Raw genomic sequence first — 18,617 nt, forward strand, 5'->3', positions numbered from 1 at the left:
GGGAGAATCACAATGGACATCAATCCGAACCTGCCGGCGTTCAACGCCGGCGCAACCCTGAGTTCGCTGATCAGCCTGTCGGTGGCGTTCGTGCTGGGCACGGCCATCGGCCTGGAACGGCAACTGCGCCAACGCACCGCCGGCCTGCGTACCAATACGCTGGTGGCAGTGGGTGCGGCGGTGTTCGTCGACCTGGCCGTGCGCTTCCATGACCTGTATGGCGGCCCGCCCTCACCGCTGCATGTGGTGGCCTATGTGATCTCCGGCGTCGGCTTCCTTGGCGCCGGTGCGATCATGAAGGACGGTGCGCAGGTGTCCGGCCTGAACACCGCTGCCACCCTGTGGGGCTCGGCGGCGGTCGGCGCCTGTGCGGGTATCAAGCTGCTGCCGGAGGCGGTGATGGCGGCGGTGTTCGTGCTGGCCGCCAACACCCTGCTGCGGCCGGTGGTGAACCGCATCCAGCGGCAGCCGTTGCCGGAGGCATTCAGCGAAGCGACCTATGCGATCAACGTGGTCTGCCAGCGTGAGCAGCAGGCCGAGGTGCTGGACCAGCTGTTGCTGCTGCTGGAACCGGCGCACTACCCGGTACGCGCGGTGGACCAGCGCCCGTTCGGCGAGCGCGACGTGGAGATCGAAGCGGTGCTGTATGCCACCACGGTGGATGCCGGTGAACTGGATGCGGTGCTGGCCACGCTGGCGACCACCCCCGGCGTGCTGCAGGGATTCTGGAACGCCAGCCTGGAGGAGTAGTGCCGGCCGCTGGCCGGCAACCTCATGGACGCCGGCAACATCATGCACCGCTTTGGTAGGTGCCGACCTTGGTCGGCACAGACCCATCAGATGCCATGGCTCCTGCCAGAGCCTGCCGACCAAGGTCGGCATCTACCAACAGCCCTCCTGCACCGCTTGGTAGGTGCCGACCTTGGTCGGCACAGACCCATCAGATGCCATGACTCCTGCCAGAGCCTGCCGACCAAGGTCGGCATCTACCAACAGCCCTCATGCACCGCTCTGGTAGGTGCCGACCTTGGTCGGCACAGAACCATCAGATGCCATGGCTCCTGCCAGAGCCTGCCGACCAAGGTCGGCATCTACCAACAGCCCGCGTGCACCGCTCTGGTAGGTGCCGACCTTGGTCGGCACAATCCTGCAGCTGCCGGCCAGCGGCCGGCACTACCGATCGGCATCCACCCGAGACGGCTTTGCTATCCTTTCCCCCCACGCCCGGGAGCCGTTCCGATGCCATCGCTGTCGCCCCGTCGCCCGCTGGTGCTGCTGGCCCTGATCGTCGTGATGGCGGCGATCTTCCTGATCGATACCGTCACCGATTACGCCGTCGCCGCCGCCTGCTTCTACGCAGCAGTCATCCTCGCCGCATCGCGCGTACTGAGCGCGCGCGGGCTGATCACCCTGGCCATCGCCTGCATCGCGTTGACCGGGCTGAGTTTCTTCCTGACCCGCTTCGGCACCTACCGCATCGGCCTGGTCAACTCGGTGATCGGCATGCTGGTGATCGGCATCACCACCTACCTTGCCCTGAACATGGAAGCGGCCAAGGCCGCCGTGCAGGAAGCGCAGGGCCGCCTGCTGCGGGTGGCGCGCGCCTCCACGGTGGGCGAGCTGACCACCTCCATCGCCCATGAAGTGAACCAGCCGCTGGCGGCCATCGCCAGCAGCGCCGAGGCCTGCCAGCGCTGGCTGGCACAGGACCCACCGAACGTAGACAAGGCGCGGCAGACCGTGGCCCGCATCCTGGCCGATGCGCATCGCGCCGGTGACGTGATCGCCCGTATCCGTGGCCTGACCCAGGGTGCCGCACCGGAACGGCGCGCCTTCGATCTGAACCAGGCCGTGGAGGAAATGCTGGCGCTGTCGCGCAGTGAACTGGACCAGCACGGCGTGGCCGTGGCCCTGCTGCTGGACGCCGACCTGCCACTGGTGCAGGCCGACCGCGTGCAGGTGCAGCAGGTGATCGGCAACCTGATCCTCAATGCGGTGGACGCGATGGAAGCGGTGCCGGCTGCTGATCGTCGCCTGTCGCTGCTGACCCGGCGTGACGGCCAGCGGGTAAGCCTCAGTGTGCGCGACCGTGGTGTCGGCCTGCCCGCCGATCACCCCGAGCGTGTGTTCGATGCGTTCTGGACCACCAAGTCGCACGGACTGGGCCTCGGTCTGAGCCTGAGCCGTTCGATGATCGAGGCCAACGACGGCCAGATCCGCGCCGAACGACCGGCAGGCGGCGGTGCCTGCTTCGTGTTCGACCTGCCCATCGCCACGGATTCTCCCCATGCGTAAGCCCGCTGCACCCATCACCGACCCGGCACCCATCGTCTACGTGATCGACGACGATCCGTCGGTGCGCGCCGCGCTGGAAGACCTGCTGGCCTCGATGGGACTGCAGGTGCGGGCCTTCGCCTCCACCCAGGCGTTCCTCGAACACGAGCTGGAAGATGCGCCGGCCTGCCTGGTGCTGGACGTACGCATGCCGGGCCAGAGCGGGCTGGAGTTCCATCGCACGATGGGCAGCCACGGCCTGCAGCTGCCGGTGGTGTTCATCACCGGCCACGGTGACATCGCGATGGGTGTCAACGCGATCAAGGACGGTGCCATCGAGTTCCTGACCAAACCCTTCCGCGACCAGGAGCTGCTGGATGCGATCCACAAGGGCATCGACATCGACCGCCAGCGCCGCAGTGACGGCGAGGCACTGGACGCCCTGCAGCAGCGCTGGAACACGCTCAACGGCGGCGAGCGCGAGGTGGTCGATGGCGTGGTGCGCGGCCGCCTCAACAAGCAGATCGCCGGTGACCTCGGGGTCAGCGAGATCACGGTGAAGGTGCGCCGCGCGCAGGTGATGCGCAAGATGGGCGCGCGTACGCTGGTCGATCTGGTACGCATGTACGACCGCCTGCAGGCAGGTTCCCCATGAGCGTGCATGTCGCACTGCTGCGAGCAGTCAATGTCGGAGGTACCGGCAAGCTGCCGATGGTTGAACTGCTGGCGATGTGCGAAGACGCCGGCTTCACCGACGTCCGCACCTATATCGCCAGCGGCAACGTGGTGTTCCGCAGCGGACTTGACGAAGCCGGCGTGCGGAAAGCCCTTGGCCAACGGCTGCAGGCCTATGCAGGAAAACCGGTGGGTGTGCTGGTGCGCTCGGCAGCCGAGATCGCGGCGGTTGCCGCCGGCAATCCGTTCCCGCATGCCGCCGGCAATCGCGTGGTCGCGCTGTTCGTGGATGAGGCACTGCCCACGGATCCCTTGGCCGGGGTGACCGGCCTGCGCGATGAGCAGCTGGCGCTGGGTACCCGTGAGATCTTCGTCCACTATGGCGACGGCATGGCCGACTCACGCCTGCGGATTCCCTATGCCCAGCAAGGCACCGCCCGCAACCTCAACACGGTCGGCAAGCTTGCGGCAATGGCCGCCGCGCTCGGCCAGGCCACCTCAGGCGGTAGAGGGCGGCGGTAGAGTCGACTGTCAGTCGACTATCGCGCGCAGCGCGGGATTTTCCACAACCTTGTGGAAGAGCAGTCGACCAACAGTCGACTCTACCCGGCACAGGCTGGATACCGGACAAGATCACGCCCGTTGCAGGCGGTGCTTCAACCGCGTATCCATCAATCCCACCGCCAGCAGCACCGCGCTGGTCAACCAGCCAGCGGTCAGCAGATGGGTCTGCGGCAATACGAAACCCATCACACCCAGTGCCACTGCACCGATCAGATGCGAGTACGGTGCGCGCCCGTACACCACCCGCTTGTACAGCGCGCTGCCCAGCAGGTAGATCAACGGGCCGGCCACCAGCACGGCCGCATACACCGGCGTCACCACAGCGTGCGGGTGGTCCATGACCAGGTCATTGCCCACCGCCGTAGCGATGATCCCTGCGATCAGCAACGCGTGCACATAGTGGAAGTTGGCCCCCATCCGGCCCGGGTCTTCGGCATGGCTGATGGCCTCGGTGGCGTCGCGGCTGGAGATGCCAAAGTACAGCCACCACATGGCGATCGTGCCGGCGAAGGTGGCGAGCACTGCGGACACCACCGCCCCACTCCACTGTTCGACCTCGCTGAGCACGCCACCGGTGGCCAGCAACGTCTCGCCCAGTGCGACGATGACGAACAGCTGGCAGCGCTCGGCCAGGTGCCCGCCCTCGATGGTCCACTCGCGGGTGTGCGAACGCCCCATGCCCGGGAATGCAAAGCCGAACATCGGCGAGATGTACTCGCAGGCCACCGCCATCGCCCACAGCGCCAGCCGCGTATTGCCCTCGGCTGCCGCGCCTGCCAGCCAGAAGCAGGCCGATACGCTCACCCACGCCAGCATGCGGCGGAAGTTCGGCGCCAGCGGATGCGTGCGGCCAACCTCGAACAGCACGAAGGCGGTACGCCCGACCTGCATGATGGCGTAGGCCCCGGCGAACACCCAGGCACGGTCGGTGAAGGCCTCGGGAATGGACGAGGACATCAACAAGGCCAGCAGCATGGTGGCGAACAGCAGGCCGCGGATACGCGGTGCTTCCGGATCGAACCAGTTGCTGACCCAGCAGGCGTACTGCCAGCCCAGCCACACCGCAAACCACAGCACCAGGGTCTGCAGCACGCCGGCCAGATCCAGGTGATGCAGCAGGTGGTGGCTGAGCTGGGTGACCGCGAACACGTAGACCAGGTCGAAGAACAGCTCTTCGTAGGTCACGCGCGCATGGTGGCCGTCGCGCTGGCGCAGGGCCGGCAATCGCAGTCGTGTACTCATGGCTTTCCTTCAGCGCGCCAGGCGCCAGTAGAGCAGACCGGCCAGCAGGGCCGGCACCGCGAACACCAGCAGCAGGATCGGCAGTTCTTCGCGCATCCCGTAGCCGGCCTTGCTGACGCCTACCCACAGGTTGGCCACCGTCACCAGCAGCCAGGTGGCAATGAACGCGATCAGGGCCGTGGGCAGCTGTGAGGTGCCCACGCTCCACAGCCGCCCGAACAGCAGGAACACCCCAAGCAGCACGACGCCACCCACCATCACCAGAAGCACATGCATGGTCCACCTCCTTGAGCCTGCAGGCAGGCTAGCCGTGGGCGATTCTGCGCTCCAGCCGATGATCGTGGATTCACTTTCCAGACGCGGCGAACAATCGCCCTGGCGATCGCGGCATGGCAAACGAGAACAGTTCCCATTAGTATTGCGTCATTACGCAGGGATGACCTCCCGGCACCCGCCTTTCACCCTTGCTGCCCGTCCGGATGTCCCAGCCGACACTTCCCCGCCCACCTGCGCTGCCGCTGGTGACCTCGCTGGTGCGCCACTACGAGGAACTGGTGGACTACCTGCATCGCCGGTTCCGCTCGCCCGGGCTGGCCCGCGAAGTGGTGCACGATGTCTGTCTACGCCTGCTGGAACGTCCGGCCGTGCATGACGCCCGCCAACCGATCGCGCTGCTGCGCAGGATCGCCCACGATGCGGCGGTCGACCGCTGCCGCGCCGAGGATCTGCGCCGGCACTGGGTGGAACCCTGCGCCGAGCTTCCCGAGGGCGCCTGCGAGCGCCCCGGACCCGAGCGCCAGGCGCAGGGCCAGCAGGCGCTGCAGCGGCTGACCACCAGCATCGAGCGCATGCCCTGCCGGCGGCAGCAGGTGTTCATCCTGCACAAGATCCACGAGCTGCCCCAGGCCGAGGTGGCGCAGCGGATGGGCATCGGCCTGAAGGCAGTGGAACGTCATCTGCGCCTGGCCATGGCCGACTGCCGGCTGCACGGTGCGCTGCGGTGAGCCCTGCATCACCCGATCCGGCACCGCCGTCGGCGCCCGCCGAACCGTCCGCCGAGGACACGCTCGATCAGCACCGGGAGGCACTGAAGGAGCGTTTCCCGTTGCCAGGCCCGGAGCAGTTGCAGCGGCGGCGCGGCGGATCTGGCGCAAAACGGGTACTGCCGGTGCTGTTGCTTGCGGCCGGAGCGCTGCTGTTGACCGACCCGGCCTGGCAGGTGCGTGACTACCAGACCGCCGTCGGCGAGCGCCGCGACATCGAGCTGCCGGACGGCAGCCGCGTGCTGCTCGACGCGGGAACCCACCTGCAGGTCCGTCGCCATCTGCGTTCGCGGCGGGTGCTGCTGGCGCAGGGCCATGTGCGCTTCGAGGTGCAGCATTCGGCGTGGCGCCGCTTCCAGGTTGATGCCGGGCCGGTACAGGTACGCAACTACGGCACGGTGTTCGATATTGACCGCCAGGGCGATCTCAGCGAAGTCACGCTGTGGCGCGGCGAGGTCGGTGTCAGGGTGGATGGCGGCGGCACCGAGCAGCGACTGAAGCCGGGGCAGCGCCTGCTGGCCCAGCCAGGCTCGCTGTCTCCGCCGGAAGCTGTGGACCCGGACCGGGCCGACTGGACCACCGGCCGGCTGCAGTTCGACCGCATGCCACTGAGCGAGGTGCTGCGCATCCTGCAGCGCTATCACGACCGTCCGATCGTGCTGGACGACCCGGCACTGGGTCCGCTGCAGGTGTCGGGCGTGTTCTATGCCGATCGTGCCGAGACGGCGGTCGCCTTGTTGCCGGAGATCCTGCCGGTCCAGGTGCATACCGCCGCCGACGGCAGCCTGCATCTGCGCGCCCGCGATTGATTGCCACGCCGAGGGTGGGTTGCGCGCCGTCCCATCCGGCAGCTGCTTGAACCCCTCCGAAGGACCCCGCATGACCCGCCCCGTTCTGCCCGCCGCCCTGCGCCGGCTGACCCCCACCCTGCTCGCCGCCTGCCTCTGCGCCGCACTGCCCGCTGCCGCGCAGACCACCGCGTCCGCGCCCGTGGAGCTGCATCTGCCAGCGGGTTCGCTGCAGGCCTCACTCAACACACTGGCCCGTCAGACTGGCATCCAGCTGTTGTTCGCGGCCGACAGCGTGAGCGGCCGCACGGCCCCGGCGCTGGATGGCCGCTACACCCCGCGCGACGCGCTGCAGCGCCTGCTGGCCGGGCACGGTCTGACGCTGCAGGAGCGCTCGCCAGGCGTGTTCGTGGTGAGCGCCGCCGCTGCGCCAATGAAAGCAAGCACCCCGGCGCGGGCCACCGCCTCGACCGCGCCAACCTCGCTGGCCCGCGTCACGGTATCGGCCTCGACCGCGCGCATGCCACAGGGCGAGACCGCCATGCCGAACACCATCACCGTGCTGACCCGCGAAGACATTGCCCAGCAGCTGGCACTGGGTTCGGATGTCTCGCGTGTGCTGTCGTCGCAGATTCCGGCATTCGCACCGGCGCGCGAAAAGATGTCCAACTACGGCGAAACCATGCGTGGCCGCGGCATCCTGTACATGGTCGACGGCGTGCCACAGTCGACGCCGCTGCGCGATGGCTCACGTGATTCCCACACCATCGATCCGGCGATGATCGAACGCATCGAGGTCATCCATGGTGCCAATGCGCTGCAGGGCATCGGCGGTACCGGTGGCATCGTCAACATCATCACCCGCAGCGCGCCCAGCGAGCCGGGCGCCTTCCTGCTCGACACCAACGTCAGCTACAGCTCTGCCCTGCCCCGCCGCAGCGATGACAATGGCCAGCGTGGTTCGGCACTGGTCGGCATGCGGGGCGAGCAGTTCGACCTGGTTGCCGGCCTCGCCTACGAGAAGCAGGGGCTGTTCCATGACGGCGAGGGCCGTTCGATCGGCACCAACGCGCAGGGCGAACTGATGGATTCGACCTCGTCGAACGTGTTCGCCAAGCTGGGTTGGAACATTGCCGAGGGCCACCGCCTGCAGTTGATGGCCAACCGCTACGAGCTGCGCGGGCTGGACAACTACCTGGCGGTGAACGGTGATTACCGCACCGGCCGCCCGACCCTTTCGGTGCCCGGCGACACTCCATTGGATCCGCCGATGAACCGCTCGCGTTCGCTGACCGTGGACTACAGCGCCGCTGAACTGCTGGGCGGCCGTTTCCAGGCACAGGCGTTCGCGGTCGACTTCGAAGGTCGCTATGGCGCCAGCCAGTGGGACCCGTGGGGCAATACCGGCGCCAATGCCGCCTGGGACCAGACCCAGAACGAATCGGACAAGCGCGGCTTCAAGCTGACCCAGAGCTGGACCCGCATTGCCGATACCACGCTGGATGTGACCCTGGGCCTGGACGGCCTGCGTGACCGCACCCACCAGGTGCTGCTGGCCAGTGGCATGAACTGGGTGCCGCAGACCACCTACCAGAGCCTGTCGCCACTGCTGCAGTTGCACTGGTGGCCAACCGACCACCTGATGCTGTCCGGCGGCCTGCGCTACGAAAAGGGCGAGCTGGACGTGGGCGACTACACCACCCTGCCGCGCTATGGCGCGCGCAAGGTGGCCGGCGGCAAGCCGACCATGAGCGAGACCCTGCCCAACTTCGGCGCGGTCTGGTACATCAACGATCGCCTCAATGCCTACGCTTCCTACTCCGAGGGCTACACCGTGGCCGACGTCGGCCGCGTGCTGCGCGCGATCAACCGCGACGGCCAGCGCGTCGACAATCTCATCGACCTGTCACCGGTGGTGTCGGACAACCGCGAGATCGGCCTGGAGTACGACGATGGCCGCTTCAGCGGCGACATCGCCTACTACACGTCCGAATCCAAGCTCGGCTCGGTGCTGATCTACGACCCGGGCATCGACGCCTACGCGGTGCAGCGCCAGGCCACCCGGGTGGAAGGCTTCGAAACCAACCTGCGCCTACGCCTGGGCGACAGCCGGCTGGGCCTGGGCTACGCGCGCGCCAACGGCCGCTACGACGCCAACGTCGATGGGCGTCTCGACAGCGATCTGGCTGGCGTCAACATCGCGCCAAACCGGCTGACGGCATTCTGGGAACAGAACTGGACGCCGCAGCTGAGCACCCGCCTGCAGGCCAGCCACGCCTTCGACCGCGACTTCGACCTGCAGGGGGCACGCGTGGCCGAGTTCAAGGGCTACACCACGGTGGACCTGGTGGCCCGCTATACGCTGGACAAGCACGCCTTCACGCTGGGCGTGCAGAACCTGGCCAACAGGCAGTACATCAGCTACTACTCGCAGACCACACCGTCGAACCCGAGCTACTTCTCCGGGCGCGGCCGGGTGCTGACGCTGGGGTGGCAGTACCGGTACTGATCCATGGCGCCCTTATGGGAGCCATGAAATCTATGCGCGACGCGATGAAGGAGGCCCATGCTAGTTTCTGGGCCTCCTTCAAACGGACGTGAACCATGCGTTTTTCCCCGCTCGCCTTCGCCCTGGTCACTGCTCTCCCGATCGCGCACGCCAGTGGCGCCGAGACACCACTGCCGCAGCTGCGGGCCTACACCGTGGACGCCTCGTGGCTGCAGCCGATGGCACCGCTGCAGATTGCCGACCACACCTGGCAGATCGGCACGCAGGACCTGACCGCCCTGCTGGTGCAGACCGCTGACGGCGCGGTACTGCTCGACGGCGGCATGCCACAGATGGCCGGCCACCTCATCAGCAACATGAAGGCGCGCGGCGTGGCGCCGCAGGACCTGCGGCTGATCCTGCTCAGCCACGCACACGCCGACCATGCCGGGCCGGTGGCGGAGCTGAAGCGCCGTACCGGTGCCAAAGTAGCGGCCAACGCCGAATCGGCGGTGCTGCTGGCGCGCGGTGGCAGCGACGATCTGCACTTCGGTGATGACATCACTTATCCGCCAGCCAGTGCAGACCGCATCATCATGGATGGCGAAGTGGTCACCGTGGGCGGCATCGCGTTCACCGCGCACTTCATGCCGGGGCACACCCCGGGCAGCACCGCGTGGACCTGGACCGATACCCGCGAGGGCAAGCCGGTGCGCATCGCCTACGCCGACAGCCTGAGTGCACCGGGCTACCAGCTGCAGGGCAACCCCCGTTATCCGCACCTGATCGAGGATTACAGGCGCAGCTTCGCGACGGTGCGGGCGTTGCCCTGCGAGGTGTTGCTGACCCCTCATCCGGGTGCCAGCAACTGGGACTACGCCTCCGGCAGCAAGGCTAGCGCCAAGGCACTGACCTGCAAGGCCTACGCGGATGCGGCCGAACAGAAGTTCGACGCACAGCTGGCCAAGGAAACAGCCCGCGCCCGCTGATTCTGTAGAGTCGAGCTTGCTCGACTGAAGCAGAGCAGTCGAGCTTGCTCGACTGAAGCAGAGCAGTCGAGCATGGCTCGACTCTACAAAGAGCACGCCGAGGGTGGGCTCGGCTCTCCGAAGGGTGCCGGTCAGGACGACCGGCACCCGCGACCATCAGCCGCCCTGGCCGTGCTGCGCGAACGGCTCGGTGGTGCCATCGGTGCGTACCAGCTCGACGGTATACGGCTGCACGTAGCCGTCCGGCATTTCCATGCCCGGCGAACCGGCCGGCATGCCGGGCAGCACCAGCCCACGCGCCGCCGGACGTTCGGCCAGCAGTCGCTTGATGTCTTCGGCTGGGATATGGCCTTCAACCACGTAACCACCGATCTCGGCGGTGTGGCAGGAGGCCTTGCCAACCGGCACACCCAGCCGGACCTTGATCGGGTTCATGTCATCGGTATCGCGCACATCCACCTGGAAGCCTTCGGCCTTCAGGTGGTCGACCCAGATGCCACAGCAGCCGCAGCTGGCGGTCTTGTGCACGATGGCAATGGGCAGTGCCGGGTCCACCTGCGATGGGCTGGACTTGATCGGTGCCGCCGGGGCTTCGCTGGCAACCGGCGCGGCAGGCGATTCTTCGGCAGCGCGCGCGCAGGCGGTCGTGGCCAGTACGGTGCCCAGCAGCAGGCCGAGGGAGAGAGAACGGTTCATGGTGTTGATTCCTTTGCAGATGCGGGCAACGCGGCCCGCTGCCTGCGCATCGAAGGCACAGGCAGAGTCGAGAATGAGTCGAGCAGCTACGGCAGGCGCTTGAGGCCTGCAGGGAATCACACGATGGGAGGCCGTAGCGGATCCGGCAACGGCGGCGGTGCGCGTTGCTGGGCGCTGGCTGGTAAAGGTGCCTCACGCCAGGGTGACGCCGGCGTTCCGCTCAGGGTGGCCAGCATGCCGACGCTGGCCGGCGGGCATTCGCACTCATTGCCCTGGCAGACCGTAGATGCTGCCTCGTCGCAGCACCCGGCCATGGCAGCGGAGTGCGGCGCGGCGCAGTGGTCCGCGCTGGACTGCGCCGCGTACGAGGATGAGGCAATCGCAAGCGCCGGTGCGTTCAGCACCAGGGCAACAAGCAGCATCCATCGCAGCAGCAGGCCAGGCAGGTTCACCCGCTGATGATAGCCGATGCGCGCGTCACGCAATCGCCGCCACCATTGCGCTCATCCGCACCGGGATCGACTTGGCCGCTGGGGTACCGCTGACCCGATCGTAGTAGTCCAGCGGCAACAACGGGTTCAGTTCCGGGTAGTAACCGGCCAGGGCGCCGCGCGGCATCGGGTAGTCCAGTACGGTCAGGCCCTCGATGCGCCGCTGCACGCCATCACCGCTGATGGTCTCCAGGTAGACCAGCGCCTCCTTCTCCAGCCCGCGTGCCAGCCGGTCCTCGATGTTCATGAACAGCACCATGCGATCGTTGTAAACGCCGCGATAGCGGTCGTTGTAGCTGTAGATGGTGGTGTTGTACTGGTCGTGCGAGCGCACCGTGGCCAACCGCAGCATCTCGGGGTCGTCCACCGGCGCGTCCACGTCCAGGCCCGGCATCACCAGGATGTTGGCCTTGCCATTCGGCGTGGGCCACACGCGGCGGCGCGGTGGAATGTCCAGATGGAAGCCGTGCGGCTGCTGGATGCGCTCGTTGAAGCCGGTGTAGATCTCCGGGTACACCGCCGCGATCAGCTCGCGGATGGGGGTGTAGTCATGCATGCAGCCGGCCCAGTCGACCCTGCTGTGCGGCAGCGTGGCCATCGCCATGCGGCAGACGATTTCGACCTCGGGCAGTACCTCCGCACTGACCGGTTCCAGCACACCGCGCGAGGCGGTGACATTCGACATGGCGTCTTCGATGGTGACGAACTGCTCGCCAGCCGGCGTGACGATGCGCTCCGAACGCGCGACCACCGGCAGGATCAGCGCATCGCGGCCGTGCACCAGGTGGCCGCGGTTGAGCTTGGTGGCGATGCCGACCGTCAGCTCCAGGCCGCGCATCGCCTCGTACGCACGCGGCGTGTCGGGCACCGCATGGATGAAATTGCCGCCCAGGCCGATGAACACCTTGGCGCTGCCATCCAGCATTGCCTCGATCGACTCGACCACGTGGTGACCATGCTCACGCGGCGGCTCGAAGCCGAACACCTGCTGCACGCGGTCCAGATAGGCCGGCTTGGGTTTCTCGTCAATGCCGACGGTGCGGTCGCCCTGCACGTTGGAGTGGCCACGGATCGGCCCGATGCCGGCACCGGGCTTGCCGAAGTTGCCACGCAGCATCAGCAGATTGGCCACCTGCTGCAGCAGGGTCGATCCATACTGGTGCTGGGTCAGGCCCATGCCGTAGCAGATCACGGTGGCCTTGGAGCGGATGTAGATCTCGGCGCAGCGGCGGATCTGCGCCTGGGAGATGCCGGAGACCTGCACGATCTCCTCCCAGTCCTGCGCCAGCACATCCTCGCGCAATGCCTCCAGGCCCACGGTGTGTTCGGCCAGGAACTCATGGTCGAGCACGCGCTCGCCCTGCGCCTCGCGTTCGAACATCACCTTCATCATGCCCTTGATCAGGGCCAGGTCGCCGCCGATGCGGATGTGCACGAACTCGCTGGTGATCTCGGTCGAACCGAACGTGGCCATCTGCACCACATCCTGCGGCTCGGCGAAACGGATCAACGCGCGCTCGGGCATCGGGTTGACCGCCACGATCGGGATACCGCGTTTGCGCGCCTCGACCAGGTTGCTCATCATCCGCGGCGAATTGGTGCCGGTGTTCTGGCCGATCACGAAGATCGCCTCGGCGTGCTCGAAATCCTGCAGCACGATGGTGCCCTTGCCCACCCCGATGGCCGGCGGCAGGCCGCGGCTGGTCGGCTCGTGGCACATGTTCGAGCAGTCCGGGAAATTGTTGGTGCCGAACTCGCGCACGAAGATCGAATACAGGAACGCGGCTTCGTTGGGCGTGCGTCCGGAGGTGTAGAACTCGGCCTGGTGCGGGCTGTCCAGCGCCTGCAGGTGGCGGCCGATCAGCGCGAAGGCGTCGTCCCAGCTGCACGGCACGTAATGGTCGGTCGCCGCGTCGTAGCGCATCGGCTCGGTCAGCCGGCCCTGCATTTCCAGCCAGTAGTCGGTCTGCGCCATCAGCTCGGTGACCGTGTGCTGGGCGAACAGCTCGCGGCCAGCACGGAACTGGGTGGCTTCCCAGGCCAGCGCCTTGGCACCGTTCTCGCAGAATTCCAGCTTCTTGCGTTCGTCGGCATCGGGGAACGCACAGCTCGGGCACTTGAAGCCACCGGGCTGGTTCATCGCCAGCAGCGCCTTCGACCCCTTGCCGATCACGCTCTGCTGCAGCAGCACCTTGGCGGTAGCGCCGGCGGCACCCCAGCCACCGGCCGGCTGGTTGTAGGGCTTGTAACGCGGCGGCTTCTGCTCGGACATGTTCGGGAACCTGGCGGAAGGAACACAACAACACACGTTTACTGCGGGCCAGCAGCCCTTTCGGCGGCCCGGCAAGCCCCACAGTCAAGCACGGCGCACGGCCCTGCGCCAGAGGCTGGCGCTGATTTCAGCACAGCGTGTCATGACAACGGTTACACCCGCGTCAGCGCCCGGCCACTGCGCTATTCTCGAAGCCGTGGGTGGTTCACCACCTGCGTATTTCCCTTGCCCGGACGCGCTGCATGCCTGACTCGACCCCGCCGCACACCCCGCCTGCCGGCACGGCGCAGCGCCCGTTGCAGCGCTGGCGCAGCGAGGGGCACCAGCAGCAGGTCGACGTGGTGGCCGAGGAAGTTCCGGTTGCACTGCGCTACAACGGCGCCGCCTTCGCTGTGATGATGGCCACCCCCTGCGATCTGGAAGACTTCGCGCTGGGTTTCTCGCTCAGCGAGGGGCTGATCACTGCGCCCTCGCAACTGCTGTTGATCGAGGTGCGCCCGCAGCTGGAGGGCATCGAGCTGCAGATGACCGTGACCGAGGATGCACCCGGTGCCGATCTGGATCCGGCCAATGGCCGCCTGCTGCCCGGTCGCGGTGGCTGTGGCCTGTGCGGCACGCGGCAGCTGGAGGATGTGCTGCGCCCGCTGCCGCAGATCCGCGAGCGCCGCACCTATCCGCATGCCGCATTGCAGCGGGCGCTGGCCACGCTGGCCCAACATCAACCGATGAATGCGGTAAGCGGCTCCACCCACGCCGCCGCCTGGGCCGATGCCAGTGGGCGCATCGGCTGGGTGCGCGAGGACGTGGGCCGCCACAACGCGTTGGACAAACTGATCGGCGCCCTGCATCACAACGAGCACGCCATCGACGGTGGGTTGCTGGTGATTTCCAGCCGCGCCAGCTACGAAATGGTGAGCAAGGCGGTGCGCGCTGGTGCCAGCGTGCTGGCAGCGGTGTCGGCACCGACCGCGCTGGCGATCGACCTGGCGCGCAGCGCCGGCCTGTGCCTGGTCGGGTTCGCGCGGGAGAGCGGGTTCAATGTGTATACCCATCCCGAACGGCTGCAGGCGGACGACAGGTAGAGCCGACCACGCCGTCTGCTCCATTTCGACCGGCCCGGGCGGCCCACTGCCACCCGGGCCGAACCGCATCTCAGCGCAGCGCCACCTTCGGGAAGTCCACCGGCACGTCGAACGCGACGTTGACGTAGTTGGTGAACAGGTTGAGTGCCACATGGGCGAGGATCTCGACGATCTGCTCGTCATCGAAGCCGGCTGCGCGCAACGCCTGCACATCACTGTCGGTGATCTGTGCACGCTGCTCCACCACCTTCAGCGCGAAGTCGAGTGCCGCCGAAGTGGCCGGATCGCTGGACTGGCCGATCTGCGCGGCAGCCATCTGCTCGCTGCTGGCGCCGGCCTTGCGGCCCAATGCCGTGTGCGCGGCCAGACAGTATTCGCAGGCATTGCGGTTGGCGATGGCGACGGCGATCTGCTCGCCCAGCAGCGGCGACAGGCGACCGCCGCCCATTGCGCCGAACGAGCCCCACATGCTCTGCAGGGCGGCCGGCGAATTGGCCACAGCGCGGAACATGGCCGGGGTGGCGCCGAAGGCGGCGTGGACCTGGCCCAGCAGGGCCTGGCGGTCGGCGGTGGTGTTGGCGGCATCGATCAGGGGGACACGGGACATGGTGGATCTCCTTGGGAAAGCGCCCGGGATTGGACGACCCGCTCATCCTAGGTAGACTCACTGGACTCATCAGGCTAAATATGCCGCACATTTTGTCCATTCGTCCATGAGCATTCCCCTCGACGCCTCCGCGCCCGACCGCCTCTCCTCCCTGCTGGAACGATTCCGGGTGCACGCGGCGCTGTTCCATAGCGGTCCGCTGTGCGGGCGCCATGTCTTCGAGCCGCAGCCCGGTCGTGCGTTCCTGCACATCCTGCGCCGGGGTGAAATGGAGGTGCGCCATCCCGATGGCGATACCGCGCTGCCGCGGTTGAAGATCGACACCCCCAGCCTGCTGCTGTACCCGCAGCCGCTGCACCACGTGTTCTTCAATGCCCCACTGGATGGCCCGGACTTCACCTGCGCGACGCTCGATTTCGATGGCGGAGCGCGCAATCCCATCGTGCAGTCGCTGCCGCCGGTGATGGTGGTGCCGCTGGCCGCGATCGGCGAACTGGACGACACCCTGCACCTGCTGTTCACCGAGGCCGACCGCCAGCGCTGCGGGTCACGGCTGCTGACCAACCGCCTGTTCGAGGTGGCGTTGATCCAGGTCCTGCGCTGGGTGGTCGACCATCCGGATGCGGCAGGCGTCAGCCATGGGCTGATGCGCGGGCTGTCCGATGCGCGACTGGCACGCACGCTGGTGGCGATGCACCAGGCGCCGCAGGACGAATGGACGCTGCCACGCATGGCGTCGACCGCCGGCATGTCACGCAGCGCGTTCGCGGCCGTGTTCAAGGAGGTGATGCAGGCGACGCCGGCCAGCTATCTGCTCGACTGGCGGCTGAGCCTGGCCTGCGCACAGCTTCGGGCAGGCATGGCGGTCAAGCAGGTGGCGATCGAGGTCGGGTTTGCCGATACCGCATCGTTGTCGAAGGCGTTCCGCAAGCGGTTGGGGGCGTCGCCCAGGGCGTGGTTGGCGGCGACCGCAGCACAGGTCGGGTAAATGGGTGAGGGGTAGCGTCGACCGCGGGTCGACTATCGCGCGAAGCGCGGGATTTCGTGACCTGACCGGAAGTCAGTCGAGCAAGGCTCGACGCTACATGACAGCCGACCAGCGGTCGGCGCTACCAAGAGCGACGTCCGCGCGTCGGTCAACGGCTCAGCTGGACGTTCCATCGGGCTTCGCCAGCAGCCCCGCGATGCGTTCGGCCACCTGGGCGCGCACGCTTTCATCCAGCTGCCCTTCGTACATCGCCTCGTAGATCCACAGGCCATCGGCGGCCAGCCGCGCCACGAAGTTGTCGAGTGCGGCCGGGTCATTCTGCCCGGCCGACGGCGGCAGCGGCGCCCAGCGCCGCACTGCCGGGCCCCACGGGCGCTCGTCGGCGTCCGGGTCGGCCGATTCGAGCATGAACATCAGTTCGGCACGGGTGGCGCTCTGCGCCGAGACGCGCACGAAGGTCTGGTAGCGCTCAAGCGCCGATGCTTCCTCCGCACGCTTGCCCAGCAGCGTTTCCATCGACGTCTCCCAGGCCTGCACCAGATGCTCGTCGATGCCGCGCAGCAGCGCCTCGCGCGACGGGAAGTGATACAGCAGGCCGCCGCGGGTCAGCTTGGCCTCGGCCGCCACCGACTCGAAGGTCACCGCACGCACGCCGTCACGATTGATCACGTTGACGGCGGCGTCGAGGATGCGGTCGCGCTTGCTGGTTCTCATCGCGTCATTTTACGCGATCGGCCGCGCCCTCGCGGCTGCCGACGCGGCCGCGCAGCAGGCGCGCGATGATCGTCGCACCGAGCGCCAGCATCACCGTGATCACCAGCAGCACGATCTGGTAGCCGCGGTCATACGCGGCCGTGGCCAGCGCGAACCACTCGCCCTGCCCGCTTTCGCGTGCCACGTGCAGCGCCTGGGTGAAGCCTTCGCGGGCAAGCTCGGGCATGTCGGCCGAGACCGGCAGGAAGGCGCCGTACATCGCCGCGCTCAAGCTGCCCAGCATCGCCACCGCCAGCAGGCCACCGAATTCGTAGGACACCTCTTCGACCGACGAGGCCATGCCTGCGCGGTGTGCCGGCACATTGTTGAGGATGGCGGTGGACGCCACCGAGATGGCCGAGCCCATGCCAAAGCCGGTAATGGCCATGCCAGCCACCACCCAGCCAAGGCCGTGCGGGAAACCGAACGCCACCACGCCGACACCCACGGCGCCAGCCGCCAGGCCACCACAGATCAGCGGACGCAGGCCGACACGGTGCAGGATGCTGCCGCCCAGCAGTGCACTCGGCAGGCTGCCCAGCGCCGCCACCGACACCAGCAGGCCCGCCTGCAGCGGAGTGAAGCCCGCCACCAGCTGGAAGCGCTGGGTGGTGACCAGCTGCAGGCCGGCCATCGCGAACAGGGTGAACACCGCCGACAGCGTGCCGGCCAGGAACGCCGGATTGCGGAAGATCGCGAAGTCCAGCAGCGGGTACGGCAGCTGCTGCTGGCGGCGTGCGAACGCCGCGCCAGTGACGACGGCCAGCAGCAGCGCGCCTGCGCCCAGCGCATACGACGGCGGCGTAGCGATCAACGACTTGATTGCCAGCACCAGGCCAGACAGTGCGGCCAGTGCCAGCAGCGAGGACACCATGTCCCAGGGGCGCGACGTGTCGCGCTGGCCCTCCGGCGCCAGCAGCAGCGTAGCGACGAAGGCCACCACCACCACCGGCACGTTGATCAGGAACACCGAGCCCCACCAGAAGTGCTGCAGCAGCCAGCCGCCGATGATCGGACCGAGCCCCGCACCGACGATCGCCACCGAACCCCAGATCGCGATGGCGATGTTGCGCTCACGCTCTTCGTGGAAGCTCAGGCCGATCAGGGCCAGCGTGGCCGGCATCATCGCCGCCGCGCCGACCGCCAGGAACGCGCGGGCAGCGATCAGCTGTGCGGCGCTGTCGGCGAATGCCGCTGCCAGCGATGCAAGGCCGAACACGACCAGTCCGATCAGGAACATGCGGCGGTGGCCGATGCGGTCGCCGAGCGTGCCCGCGCCCAGCAGCAGGCCAGCCATCACCAGCGGATAGGCGTTGATGATCCACAGCGCCTGGCCGGCACTGGCCGAGAGTTCCTCGGTCAGGGTGGGTAGTGCGGTGTAGAGCACGGAGTTGTCGAGCGTAACCAGCAGCAGGCCGGCGGCGACGGTGAACAACAGCGCCCAGCGACGGGCACGCGACAGGGCCGGAGCACCGGCCAGGGGCTGGGACAAAGCCATGGGAGAACCTGGTGGGGTGGAGTACAGCCATAACTATACAGGATGTCCTGTATAGTTATGATCCGAGAAATCAGTCGGTTCAGCTTTTGTAGAGGCGCGCTTGCTCGACTGAACCGCCAGCCAGGCATGGCCTGGCTCTACTGCGTCGGGCGACGCATGGCCCGGCC

General features: G+C 67.4%; 18 protein-coding genes. 10 read left to right on the forward strand and 8 right to left on the reverse strand.

Annotation, left to right across the window (positions count from 1 at the left end):
• The first annotated feature begins 12 nt into the window (after positions 1-12).
• The 4 genes from N5D91_RS03990 (at position 13) to N5D91_RS04005 (ending at position 3,471) form a co-directional block, all read left to right on the forward strand.
• A complete protein-coding gene (locus N5D91_RS03990; protein ID WP_180853912.1) occupies positions 13-750 on the forward strand; it encodes an MgtC/SapB family protein in 738 nt (245 codons plus the stop codon).
• 489 nt (positions 751-1,239) lie between these two features.
• Positions 1,240-2,295, forward strand: coding sequence for an ATP-binding protein (locus N5D91_RS03995; RefSeq protein WP_110712460.1), 1,056 nt, complete (start codon positions 1,240-1,242; stop codon positions 2,293-2,295).
• Complete coding sequence (locus tag N5D91_RS04000) at positions 2,288-2,929, forward strand: response regulator (protein ID WP_180853913.1); 642 nt, start codon at positions 2,288-2,290, stop codon at positions 2,927-2,929. Before N5D91_RS03995 ends, N5D91_RS04000 begins: the two co-directional genes overlap by 8 nt.
• Positions 2,926-3,471 carry a DUF1697 domain-containing protein gene (locus N5D91_RS04005; protein WP_180853914.1) on the forward strand — a complete coding sequence of 182 codons (546 nt, stop codon included), beginning with the start codon at positions 2,926-2,928 and terminating at the stop codon, positions 3,469-3,471. The genes N5D91_RS04000 and N5D91_RS04005 overlap by 4 nt, the downstream gene beginning before the upstream one ends.
• A 111-nt stretch (positions 3,472-3,582) precedes the next feature.
• On the opposite strand, the gene N5D91_RS04010 is transcribed toward N5D91_RS04005, so the two are convergent.
• Positions 3,583-4,755: a low temperature requirement protein A gene (locus tag N5D91_RS04010; protein WP_180853915.1), complete on the reverse strand. Its 1,173-nt coding sequence runs from the start codon at positions 4,753-4,755 to the stop codon at positions 3,583-3,585.
• A 9-nt stretch (positions 4,756-4,764) separates the two neighbouring features.
• On the reverse strand, positions 4,765-5,031 hold the full coding sequence (locus N5D91_RS04015; RefSeq protein ID WP_032129472.1) for a hypothetical protein: 267 nt from the start codon (positions 5,029-5,031) through the stop codon (positions 4,765-4,767).
• 203 nt (positions 5,032-5,234) lie between these two features.
• On the opposite strand from N5D91_RS04015, the gene N5D91_RS04020 reads away from it, so the two are divergent.
• From N5D91_RS04020 to blaL1, 4 genes are all read left to right on the forward strand, one after another.
• Positions 5,235-5,759: an RNA polymerase sigma factor gene (locus N5D91_RS04020; protein WP_180853916.1), complete on the forward strand. Its 525-nt coding sequence runs from the start codon at positions 5,235-5,237 to the stop codon at positions 5,757-5,759.
• Positions 5,756-6,607, forward strand: coding sequence for a FecR domain-containing protein (locus N5D91_RS04025; RefSeq protein WP_279907090.1), 852 nt, complete (start codon positions 5,756-5,758; stop codon positions 6,605-6,607). Before N5D91_RS04020 ends, N5D91_RS04025 begins: the two co-directional genes overlap by 4 nt.
• A gap of 70 nt (positions 6,608-6,677) precedes the next feature.
• Positions 6,678-9,095: a TonB-dependent receptor gene (locus N5D91_RS04030; protein WP_180853918.1), complete on the forward strand. Its 2,418-nt coding sequence runs from the start codon at positions 6,678-6,680 to the stop codon at positions 9,093-9,095.
• 95 nt (positions 9,096-9,190) lie between these two features.
• Positions 9,191-10,063: a L1 family subclass B3 metallo-beta-lactamase gene (blaL1, locus tag N5D91_RS04035; protein ID WP_180853919.1), complete on the forward strand. Its 873-nt coding sequence runs from the start codon at positions 9,191-9,193 to the stop codon at positions 10,061-10,063.
• A 156-nt stretch (positions 10,064-10,219) separates the two neighbouring features.
• Here blaL1 and N5D91_RS04040 read toward each other — a convergent pair whose 3' ends face one another.
• The 3 genes from N5D91_RS04040 to N5D91_RS04050 form a co-directional block, all read right to left on the reverse strand.
• The gene (locus N5D91_RS04040; RefSeq protein ID WP_106468162.1) at positions 10,220-10,759 is read right to left on the reverse strand and encodes a DUF411 domain-containing protein; all 540 of its coding nucleotides are present in this window, start codon (positions 10,757-10,759) and stop codon (positions 10,220-10,222) included.
• Between the two features lie 116 nt (positions 10,760-10,875).
• Complete coding sequence (locus N5D91_RS04045; RefSeq protein ID WP_180853938.1) at positions 10,876-11,211, reverse strand: hypothetical protein; 336 nt, start codon at positions 11,209-11,211, stop codon at positions 10,876-10,878.
• Positions 11,212-11,236: 25 nt separating this feature from the next.
• The gene (locus N5D91_RS04050; protein WP_180853920.1) at positions 11,237-13,522 is read right to left on the reverse strand and encodes an FdhF/YdeP family oxidoreductase; all 2,286 of its coding nucleotides are present in this window, start codon (positions 13,520-13,522) and stop codon (positions 11,237-11,239) included.
• A gap of 242 nt (positions 13,523-13,764) precedes the next feature.
• On the opposite strand from N5D91_RS04050, the gene fdhD reads away from it, so the two are divergent.
• Positions 13,765-14,604, forward strand: coding sequence for a formate dehydrogenase accessory sulfurtransferase FdhD (gene fdhD, locus N5D91_RS04055; protein ID WP_110712470.1), 840 nt, complete (start codon positions 13,765-13,767; stop codon positions 14,602-14,604).
• A gap of 70 nt (positions 14,605-14,674) precedes the next feature.
• Here fdhD and N5D91_RS04060 read toward each other — a convergent pair whose 3' ends face one another.
• Complete coding sequence (locus tag N5D91_RS04060) at positions 14,675-15,211, reverse strand: peroxidase-related enzyme (RefSeq protein ID WP_180853921.1); 537 nt, start codon at positions 15,209-15,211, stop codon at positions 14,675-14,677.
• Between the two features lie 106 nt (positions 15,212-15,317).
• On the opposite strand from N5D91_RS04060, the gene N5D91_RS04065 reads away from it, so the two are divergent.
• Positions 15,318-16,199, forward strand: a complete 882-nt coding sequence (locus N5D91_RS04065; RefSeq protein ID WP_180853922.1) for an AraC family transcriptional regulator — start codon at positions 15,318-15,320, stop codon at positions 16,197-16,199.
• Between the two features lie 156 nt (positions 16,200-16,355).
• Here N5D91_RS04065 and N5D91_RS04070 read toward each other — a convergent pair whose 3' ends face one another.
• Both N5D91_RS04070 and N5D91_RS04075 read right to left on the reverse strand, forming a co-directional pair.
• Entirely contained in the window at positions 16,356-16,913 is a 558-nt protein-coding gene (locus tag N5D91_RS04070; protein WP_164161877.1) for a TetR family transcriptional regulator, read from the reverse strand.
• A 4-nt stretch (positions 16,914-16,917) separates the two neighbouring features.
• Positions 16,918-18,450, reverse strand: coding sequence for an MFS transporter (locus N5D91_RS04075; protein ID WP_164080251.1), 1,533 nt, complete (start codon positions 18,448-18,450; stop codon positions 16,918-16,920).
• Positions 18,451-18,617 lie beyond the last annotated feature (167 nt).

Origin of the sequence: Stenotrophomonas sp. GD03794, from assembly GCF_029842145.1 — a bacterium.
Taxonomy (GTDB): Bacteria; Pseudomonadota; Gammaproteobacteria; order Xanthomonadales; family Xanthomonadaceae; genus Stenotrophomonas; species Stenotrophomonas riyadhensis.